The sequence below is a fragment of the Bacillus sp. N6 genome, from assembly GCF_052805735.1.
Window position 1 is genome coordinate 2,397,579 of sequence record NZ_CM127843.1, and the last position, 10,679, is coordinate 2,408,257.

The following is a 10,679-nucleotide window of genomic DNA, read 5'->3' on the forward strand; positions in this document are numbered from 1 at the left end:
AAAATCCTTGATAGCTAATAAAGCATTAACGGGCAGTAAGACCCCAACTGATTAAAGTTTCACTTTATTTTTTGTAAATGTGGAACAAATGTATTATTTAGATTGTCTATTAATTGTAATCCTAAAAAATATGAAAGTGCGAATCATTTTGAAAAATATAAGGGGATTAAAAATAGTGATATGTGTGGGAATACAAAGTAGTAGGGCACCTAAAAGTGTCGGATGAGATGGTCTATATGAAAGCGATCCTAACGTCTAATATGTATATACAATTTGAGAACACTGTCTGTTTTTTTGAGATTATGTTAGAATAACGCTTTTTTTGAGTATAAAAATATTGGAGGTAACAGAAGTGAAAGGTATGTTTTGCAAGAGATTTATTGCAATAGTAACAGTGCTTACACTATTTTTTAGCATGTTCGTTACATTTGGAAGAGCAGCAGCGGAAACAGTTTCTGCTATAGAGGTTGAAGCAGGATCAGCAATTTTAATAGAAGCAAATTCCGGGAAAATTTTATATGAAAAAAATGCAGATGAATCATTGGCAATTGCTAGTATGACAAAAATGATGAGCGAATACTTAGTTCATGAAGCGGTGGATAAAGGAAAACTTAAATGGGATCAAAAAGTTAAAATCTCTGAATATGCACATAAGATTTCGCAAGATCGTTCATTATCAAACGTTCCATTAGAAAATGGTGGCTCTTATACGGTAAAAGAGTTATATGAGGCAATGGCAATTTACTCTGCAAACGGTGCAACAATTGCTTTAGTTGAAGAGATTGCTGGTAAAGAAGTCAACTTTGTAAAAATGATGAACGATAAGTCGAAAGAGTTTGGAATGAAAGATTATAAATTTGTAAACTCTACAGGCTTAACAAATCACGATTTAAAAGGATATCATCCAGAAGGGACAACTCTAGACGAGAAAAATAAAATGTCTGCAAGGGATTGTGCAATTTTAGCACAACGTCTTATTCAAGATTTCCCCCAAATATTAAATACAGCAAAAATTCCTAAAAAAACATTCCAAGAGGGTGGTAAATATCCAATTGATATGGCGAACTTTAACTGGATGTTAAAAGGTTTAATTAAGCAATATGAAGGTGTAGATGGTTTGAAAACAGGAACGACTCCAGAAGCGGGAGATTGTTTCACTGGTACAGTAGAAAGAAATGGTATGCGCCTAATTTCTGTAGTGATAAAAGCAAAATCTCATACGGCACGTTTTGATGAAACAAAGAAATTATACGATTATGGATTTGCGAATTTTGAAGTGAAGAATGTCTACAGAAAAGATTCAGTAGTAAAAGGGCATGAAACAGTGCGAGTAGCAAATGCAAAAGACAAAGATGTAGTAGTTCAAACGAAGCAAGCTGTTTCACTTCCAATGCCGAAGGGCAATAAAGACATTTATAAAAAAGAATTTAAAGTATTGAATAAAAAACAAGAAGTGCCTATTAAAAAAGGTGTAACAATTAGTAAAATGATTATCTCGCCTAAAGATAATACAGATCCTGGGTTCTTATCAGGTAAATCATTACAAATAGACCTTGTAACAAAATCTGATGTGGAACAAGCAAATTGGTTTACACGTTTTATACGTAAAACAGGATCTTTTTTTAGTGGTATGTGGGATAGTGCGATTGATATAGTAAAAAGCTAATTTTATAGGATACAACTAAATGTTTCACTTTATAAAAATTTAATAAAATCTTTTCTTTGTATTAAATATTTTGTTTTAAATTATGTATATAAAGAAATGGAGGTCAAATTAACTTTGTACTGCTTATATTAGGAATTTAAAGAAAGAATATGTACAATTCTCCCACTACATTCTTATAGTGGCCTTTATGAACAGCAAAATTTACAATTTACAAGGAGAACATTTTATGAGTAAGAGAATAAAAGAATTAGATTCCATACGAGGGTTAGCGGCACTTACTGTGGTATTTGGACATTTTTGTTTAATGCTACCATCGTTGCCTAATTCTATTAAATTTTCCCCGCTTAGGTTTTTATGGGCGGGTGGGGAAGCTGTTATCGTTTTTTATGTACTAAGTGGTTTTGTGTTATCTATGGCACTTTATCATTCAAAAACAAATTATTGGGGATATTTAATTAAGAGATTTGTAAGAATCTATATTCCTTATTATTTTTGGATAATCGTTACCTTTGTTTTATTTATTTTATTTTCGTCGTATGAAGTGGTAGGATTACGGGATTGGTTCTATGATAGGTGGCAAGGGTCTATAACAAAATTAGATATTCTAAACCACTTTGTGCTTCTTAATAACTTTTTTACGGAAAATTATAATCCAGTTATTTGGTCATTGGCTCAAGAAATGCGTATATCTATTGTGTTTCCTTTGTTATTCCTTCTTTTTTATAAACTGAATTGGAAGAAAACGATACTATTTGCTTTGAGCTTTTCATTAATTAGTGTTGTTCTTAATATGTTGCATATTGGGAAAGCTGAAGGATTTTATAATGGTTATGCTGATACACTGCATTTTACATCTATGTTTATTGTTGGAATGTTACTTTTTAAGTATCAGGAAAAACTTATCTACTCATATAGGAATATGAAAAAATTTAAAAAAGGATTTCTTATTGCATTAGGGGTTATCCTATATTTATATTCCATTTTAATTTATGGTTTTTCCCGTAATGATACAACTTTCTTATTAAAAGATTGGGGTGTCGTAATGGGGGTTAGTATATTTATTATAATGGCTATGAGTAACCTAAAAGTAAAAGCATTTCTAAATAAGAGTGTATTTGTATATTTAGGAGAAATTTCATACAGTATCTATTTGTGTCATTTTCCAATCATGATGGTACTATTTAAACTATTGTATACAAAGATACCTATCTTTTTCCTTCTTACTTTGTGCATTGCAATGACACTACTTTTTTCTATAGTTTCATATCATTTAATCGAAAAGAAATGTATCAACTGGGCAAAACAAAGAACAATAATTTTTTTGAAAAAAGTATAATTTCTAGATAAATTTTATCTCTTTAGTAAATATATGAATATGACCGATTCTTAAGTATACTTAGGAATCGGTCAATTTTGGATTCTAAATATAAATATAGTAAAGTGGAATATAATTGAAATCGAAAACCACTTAGAAATAACAATTACGGTTTGAGCTATTGTATAGTATAGATATGGTTAATAATAAAGGGGGAATACATATGTGGAAGCGATTTGTAGCAATTGGCGATAGTTTTACAGAGGGGATAGGGGATGAAGTTGAGGGAATTGCATTAAAAAGCTGGGTAGATTATTTTGTTCAACTGTGTGAAAACGATATAGAATATGCCAATTTTGCAAAGCGTGGGTTAGTAACTAAAGAAATTCGCTCGCAGCAATTGGAAAAAGCGCTAACTTTTAATCCAGATTTGGTTAGTCTCATTGCAGGGGCAAACGATGTTTTAAAAGGACGTTGGAATCACGATGCATATAAGAACGATATGGAATTTATGATAGATACATTAAGTAAAGCAGGGGCTGATATTATTATAGCAAACCTTCCAGATTTTACAGTTAGGCTTCCTTTTGCTTCTGAAAAAAAACAAGTAATAAAAGAACAATTATTAGAGGCAAATGAAGTTATACATTCACTGAGCAGAGAGTATAAGCTTCATCATGTTGATTTTTGGAATCATCATTTAGTTAATGATAATACGCTTTGGTCTAAGGATTTAATTCATCCAAACTCAAAAGGATATGTAAAAGTTGCTGAATTAATTTTTAGTAGTTTGCCTGTACAGAAGACAAAATAATAGTTTGCAATTTAACGAATATGATATTAATTGTATGAAGCTATGTTTTTTAGTAAATAGAAAGAACTAAACATTTAGCAAACAAAGCGTTTCTACGATATATTTCTACAGTAGTGCACAAATACAGAATCACAAAGAAAGATCACTTATGGAAATAGGTGGTCTTTAAATGTTTTTATAACTAAATTAGTATATACTGTATTACTAACAGTTTCGTACTACATAAAAATTAAGTTCTCTTATAGAAAAACTGATTTTATATTATCTTAAAATATAATAAAACGTTCAAATCATATTTTGGGTATGTATCTTAATTGTGAATGATGTGTAATTTTTTTTGAAGTATAAATATCCAATAAATAAAATAGGTAGTAGGTGCAGAAGTATTAATACTATATTATTCAATTCTTGTTATGAGTACATTAGTGATTGGTAATATTATATTTTTATTATCAACTTTAGTTATTGGAATTAATTTGCATAGAAAATATGTAGGATTAGAAAAAATATACTTTATTGTATATTTTTTTTGTTTAGTTGGATTTACGGTCTCTTTAAACTATTATGTTAATAAAATTAAAAAACTTAATTCTTAATACCCTTATGGTTAAAGCTATCTATAAAATGAAAATATAACTAAATAATAGTTTGTTATGATTTGTGGATTTGGTTTTTTATCCGAATTTTCTGATTCAAATATTTCAACTTTATGAATATAGTAGGTGAAATATTTGTGTGATAGTATTTGAGATAGAAAAAAGCCAACTTTAAAAAGGATGTGAATTGAATGTGTAAACGACTGTAAAGGGTTATATTAAGGCAACGTTTAGCTGTTATTAGTGTAAGGTAAAGATATATTTTGTAACAGTTGATATAAAAATGAAGGAATAGGTACGCTTTCGTTTGTCTGACTATTTTAAATATACGAAAAATAATAACGGTTTGAGTTTTGACGAAGTTAAATTCTAGGTGAGATGTCAATAATGATTAATTAGGTTTAATAAAGAGGTACCTTATACGCAAAAGCGTTTATATTAGTAACCTAAGGAGCTTGCTTTTATGAAAACTACTGATTCAAAAGGCCTATTAGGAAATAGGGTTTATTTACAAGTTTTCTCTGCCTATTCATTGCTTATGCTTGGTGTTTTTATTGATATGTTAGCGATTATGACTATAGTTGGGTTTGAATGGGAAGTAGATCCTACTATGATTGGATTGATTCCTGTTGCATATGCACTTCCTGGAATTATTTTTGGCTCATGGGCAGGTGTTATTGCGGATCGTTTTAGAAAAATTCCAATTATGATGTTCTGTAATCTAATGGTTGGTCTAATAACAATTGCTCTTTTATTTGTACAAGATATCCACTGGCTCTTAGTGGCATTAATGATTCGTTCCATTTTTATTGTTTTCTATTATCCTGCACAGCAAACACTAACAAGACAGATTGTATCCCCGGACTTGCTTACTAAAGCAGTAAGTTTCAACGGAATAGTAGAGCAGGGTACAAAGATAGTAGGCCCACTTATAGGGGGCATGTTGCTGAGCTGGTTTCAACCAGAGTTCTGCCTCATTATAAGAGCTATAAGTTGTTTATTAGCTACCTTAGTTCTGATACCCACAATAAAATTTAAAGAAACTATATCGAAAGAATTTGTTGAAAAGCAAAAACAAAGTACTTGGACCGCTTGGGTACAAGGGTGGGGTTATGTGTTATCTAATCGGATAATATTATCAACCATGATTTTCGTTACAATAGCCATGGCAGTATTACAATTAGTAGACTCACAATTCCCAACTTTATTTAAGAGCTTATTCCCACATGATAAAAGTAAAATGGGATATATCATTTCTATTATTGGTCTTGGCGGAATACTTGGTGCATTACTAACTCAGAAATTAAAACAATTTCAATATGGCTGGGTAGTATGTGGAGGTATGGTTTTAATGGGAATTGGTTTTGGGGGGATTGGTTTGATAACGCCCGGTACGGTCTTCGTTTTAGCTTATTTAATTAGTTTTATCGCTGGTATCGGAAGTGGGCTGATGCTTGTATCTAATCAAGTCATTTTACAAATAGAATCCGATCAAGATCAAGTAGGAAGAGTATTTGGTATACAAAGCAGTTTAACAAACGCAGTTCTAATTATTTCTCCTGCTATGAGTGGTCCATTAGTGCATTTGTTTGGAGTAACTCAACTCTATGTTTATGGAGGGATTGGGCTTGTTATTATTGGAGTAATTGGAGTTTCACTGCAGAAATATTTATGGGCTAAACATAAACACGAACCTATAAGAGCAAATAATTTTTGAAGGGAAGATTTTTATGACCAATGAGGAATGCTATCCATTAAGCCATCCGCAGCGAAGAATATGGTATACAGAAGTCGTTCATTCTGATAAAGGAATATGTAATTTAAGATTTTTATTTAAACTTCATCGAAAAATGAATTATTCAAAATTAAACCAAGTTGTGAATCGCGTTATCAGTGAAAATGACGGTCTGTGCATTAGGTTAAAAGAAAATGGGCATCAGGAACCGAAACAATATTTTACTAAACATGAAGAACAAGAATTTGAGTTTTTTGATTTCAGTAATGTGGAGAATACAAATTTGCTTGAGGAATGGATTGAGCAGAAAACAAAAGAAACGTTTACATTATTTAATTCAAATTTATACTATTTCGCTTTAATAAAATTAAACGATAATGAATGTGCAGTCTTTGGAAATGTTCATCATATTATTATGGATGGTTTATCAATTCAAATATTTACTGAGCAGATTGCAAAATATTATTATGACATGCATAACGAGAATGAGGAAGGCGAAATTAAAAATTCATATGTTCAATTTCTGACCAACGAACAAACATACTTGAATAGTAGTCGCTTTCAAAAAGATCAAAAGTTTTGGTTAGAGGAATTTAAAACACTGCCATCTGTGACTGGATTGAAGCCTTATAATACGTACCAAGTTAGTACCAAAGCATCACGTGAGACGTTTATATTAACGGAACATTTGAAGAGAAAGATAGAAAAATTTTCTGAAGATTACAAAATTAGTTTATATACTCTTTTTGTTGCTGCTTTCTCGTTGTCCATGTATCGGTGGACCTCATCGCTTGATATTGGTTTAGGAATGGCTTACGGCAATCGTATGACTAAAATGGAACGAAAATTGATTGGAATGATGGTGAGTACAGTTCCTTTAAGGATGGATATTGATCCAGAAGAAGAAGTACTTTCATTTATTAGTAGGGTGTCCAGAAAACAAAGTAAATCATTGAGACACCAGAAATATCCATTTGATTTGTTATTAAAGCAGATTAATAAAGAGAATAACAGTAATGTGAGACTTTTCGGAACTACGATTGATTATAGGGATCGTGATGAAAGTGGTGACTCACTATGGATTCCAAACCGTGAAGAAGTACAAGATTTTGCAGTGCATATTGAAAATCTAATTGATATAGACTCTTTACATGTACATATTGATTATCGTGAGGAGCTATTTTCTAAGGAAGAGATAGAACGATTTTTTAACGTTATGCTAGTGATACTAGAAAATACTTTTGAAAACCCAAAGCAGAAGGTGGCTGAAATAGAAATCATTTCTGAGGAAGATAAAAGAAAAAGTTTAGTTGAGTTCAACAATCCTAAACTGGATGTCCCACCTCAAGTAACTATTCATGAAATGTTCGAACGGCAAGCGATGATTTATCCAAATGCTATTGCAGTTACGTATGAAAAAGAAAAAATTACTTATAAGGAGCTTAATGAACGTGCAAACCAGTTAGCTCATTATCTGCAGAAAAAGGGAGTAGGACCTGATACTTTAGTTGGACTGTGCGTTGAACGTTCCCTCGAAATGATTGTAGGTATTTTAGGGATTTTGAAGGCTGGTGGGGCTTATGTTCCACTTGATCCAACATATCCAGAGCAGCGACTTCAATATATTTTAGAAGATGCTAGCATTCAGTTATTCGTAACGCAAGAAAGTTTAAAAGAATTGAACTGGTTACCAGAAAATGTTGAGTCGATTTGCCTGGATCGTGATCAAGATGAGATTGGGAAAGAAAGTAAGACTTTGCCGGTTTCTAGTGTCGGTCCCCAAAATCTGGCATATGTAATCTATACTTCGGGATCAACGGGAAATCCAAAAGGCGTTATGATAGAGCATCACAATGTTATACGGTTATTTAAATCGACGGATTGTTTGTATCAGTTTAATGAAAAAGATACTTGGACGCTTTTTCATTCGTATGCATTTGATTTCTCAGTATGGGAAATTTGGGGAGCGTTATTATATGGTGGGAAGTTAGTTGTTGTTCCGTACTGGATTAGTCGATCACCTAAGGATTTTTATCAATTATTGGTGGAGGAAGAAGTCACAGTTCTAAATCAGACACCTTCCGCATTCCGCCAATTAATACGAGTGTGTGAACAAGAAGATAAGAATAAAAATTTGCAGCTGCGTTACGTGATATTTGGCGGAGAAGCGTTAGAACCTATTGGCTTGTTACCGTGGTTTCAAAGGTATGGGGAGAAAAAACCACAGTTAATTAATATGTATGGAATTACAGAAACTACAGTTCATGTTACATATTATCCAATTACTCAAGATGATGTGCAGCATGCTTCAAGAAGTAATATTGGAAAGCGGATTCCCGATTTAGAAGTGTATATACTAGACGCTTATCAACAACCTGTTCCTATAGGTGTTGATGGTGAACTTTATATTGGTGGAGCAGGATTGGCACGTGGATATTTAAATAGACCTGAATTAACAGCAGAACGTTTTATATCTCATCCATTTAGTAGTAATCCGAAAGAAAGATTATACCGGACAGGAGACTTAGCTAGGTATTTGCCAGATGGGAATCTAGATTATCGTGGAAGAATTGATCATCAGGTTAAAATACGTGGTTTCAGAATTGAGATTGGGGAAATTGAGTCTACTTTAAATACATATGCATCTGTAACAGAGGCAGTTGTAATTGTAAGAGAAGATCAGCCGGGCGATAAAAGATTAGTAGCATATGTTGTAGGAGATGGAAATGTAGATGCGTGGAGAGAGTATCTTAAAGCGAAACTACCAAGTTATATGGTTCCTTCGGGATTTGTGGCGATGGAAGCTATTCCACTTACAGCTAACGGTAAAGTTGATCGTGAGGCCTTACCTATGCCAGAGGAAAAGCAGATTAATAGTGAATGTGTTGGCCCTCGGAATAGTAACGAACAGATACTGACTACCATTTGGAAGCGAGTATTAGGTGTTAAAAAGGTGGGAATCTATGATAATTTCTTTGAAATTGGTGGCGACTCGATTCTCAGTATTCAAATCATATCTCAAGCAAGTCAAGTGGGGTTAAAACTTACTCCAAAGCAAATGTTTGAATGCCCAACTATCGCTGAGCTGGCACAAGTGGCTATAGAAACGCAGGGAGTACAAGCGGAGCAGGGAATTGTGATAGGTGATGTGGCTCTTACTCCAATTCAGTGCTGGTTCTTCGAGCAAGAACATCCACATACAGAGCATTGGAATCAATCAATGCTTTTAAGAGTAAAAGAAAGATTGAATGTGAAATTACTAGAGGGAGCGATATTAAATTTACTGAAACATCATGATGCTTTACGTTTCCGGTACGAACAGTTACCCAACGGAACGTGGAGGCAGAGAAATGAAGGGACTGATGAGCTGTCAGTACTCCATGTTGTAAAACGTAATCAAGTTAATGAAAAAGAGTGGAATAAAATAATACAAGAAGAGATGAACATTAATCAAGCTAGTTTCAATTTAGTTACTGGTCCGTTAATGAGAGTAGTGTACTTTGAAGATAACTTGAATGGAAATGATCGAATATTCTGGGTGATTCATCATTTAGTAGTAGATGGAGTGTCATGGAGGATTCTATTGGAAGATTTACAGGTGGTATATAACCAGATGAAACAAGGTCAAGAAGTTCGCTTACCTGCGAAAAGTACATCTTTTAAAGAGTGGTCTGAACGACTCCAGACATACAGTGATTCGGGTATTTCAAAAGAAGTACAAAATTATTGGAATGAACAAGTAGAAAAAGAAACGATGAAAATTCCAATGGACTATCCAATACAAGAAACAACAGAAGAATCGATTGATCAAGTGACGAGGACTCTAGGAATAGAAGAAACACAAACATTGTTATACGAAGTTCTAGTCACTCATAAGACAAGGATTGATGAGGTACTATTAACGGCATTAGGACAAGCTATCGTTGATTGTATAAATCAGCAAACCGTTTCTATTCATCTAGAAGGACACGGAAGAGAAGAGATGATTGAAGGTATTGATTTATCAAGGACAGTGGGCTGGTTCACGAGTATTTATCCCGTTCATCTCAATTTTCAAGGAACTCAGACACCTATTGAAGGGTTAAAGGCTGTCAAAGAACAATTACGTCGAATTCCAAATCGCGGAGTTGACTATGGTATTTTACGTTACTTGAATAAAGGATTACTTCCGTTTTATCAGCAAAAGCCTTCAATAAGCTTTAACTATTTGGGCCAATTTGATCAGGTGTTTTCAAGGGACTCTTTGTTTATGCAAGAGACAGGATTTACATTTTTAGATCATGCTCCAGATTCCAAACCGTCTCATCTAATTGATGTTATCGGAATGGTGAAAGATGAAAAGTTACATTTTATTTGGATGTATAGTAGGGAACAGTTTTCTAAATTAAAAATTCAAGTGATAGCAGATGGTATGTTAAGGCATCTCCGTCAACTTATAAATAAACCAACAACAGAGTCTGCTTTTACGGTATCAGATTTTGCTGATGCAGAGGATCTTACGGAAGAAAGCTTAAGCAAAGTATTACTTAAATTAACAAAAAAGAGGGTGTAAA

5 protein-coding genes are annotated in these 10,679 nt (G+C 33.1%); all 5 read left to right on the forward strand.

The features are described from left to right. Window positions 1–352 precede the first annotated feature (352 nt). Window positions 353–1,666, forward strand: a complete 1,314-nt coding sequence (locus ACUXVC_RS12435; RefSeq protein WP_074047927.1) for a D-alanyl-D-alanine carboxypeptidase family protein — start codon at window positions 353–355, stop codon at window positions 1,664–1,666. Window positions 1,667–1,853: 187 nt separating this feature from the next. After that, window positions 1,854–3,002, forward strand: a complete 1,149-nt coding sequence (locus ACUXVC_RS12440) for an acyltransferase family protein (protein ID WP_095690904.1) — start codon at window positions 1,854–1,856, stop codon at window positions 3,000–3,002. A 202-nt stretch (window positions 3,003–3,204) separates the two neighbouring features. Continuing rightward, window positions 3,205–3,795, forward strand: coding sequence for an SGNH/GDSL hydrolase family protein (locus tag ACUXVC_RS12445; RefSeq protein WP_000265900.1), 591 nt, complete (start codon window positions 3,205–3,207; stop codon window positions 3,793–3,795). A 1,059-nt stretch (window positions 3,796–4,854) separates the two neighbouring features. Continuing rightward, on the forward strand, window positions 4,855–6,108 hold the full coding sequence (locus ACUXVC_RS12450) for an MFS transporter (RefSeq protein WP_446026105.1): 1,254 nt from the start codon (window positions 4,855–4,857) through the stop codon (window positions 6,106–6,108). 13 nt (window positions 6,109–6,121) lie between these two features. Then, entirely contained in the window at window positions 6,122–10,678 is a 4,557-nt protein-coding gene (locus ACUXVC_RS12455; protein WP_095690903.1) for a non-ribosomal peptide synthetase, read from the forward strand. The last annotated feature ends 1 nt before the right edge of the window (window position 10,679 follow it).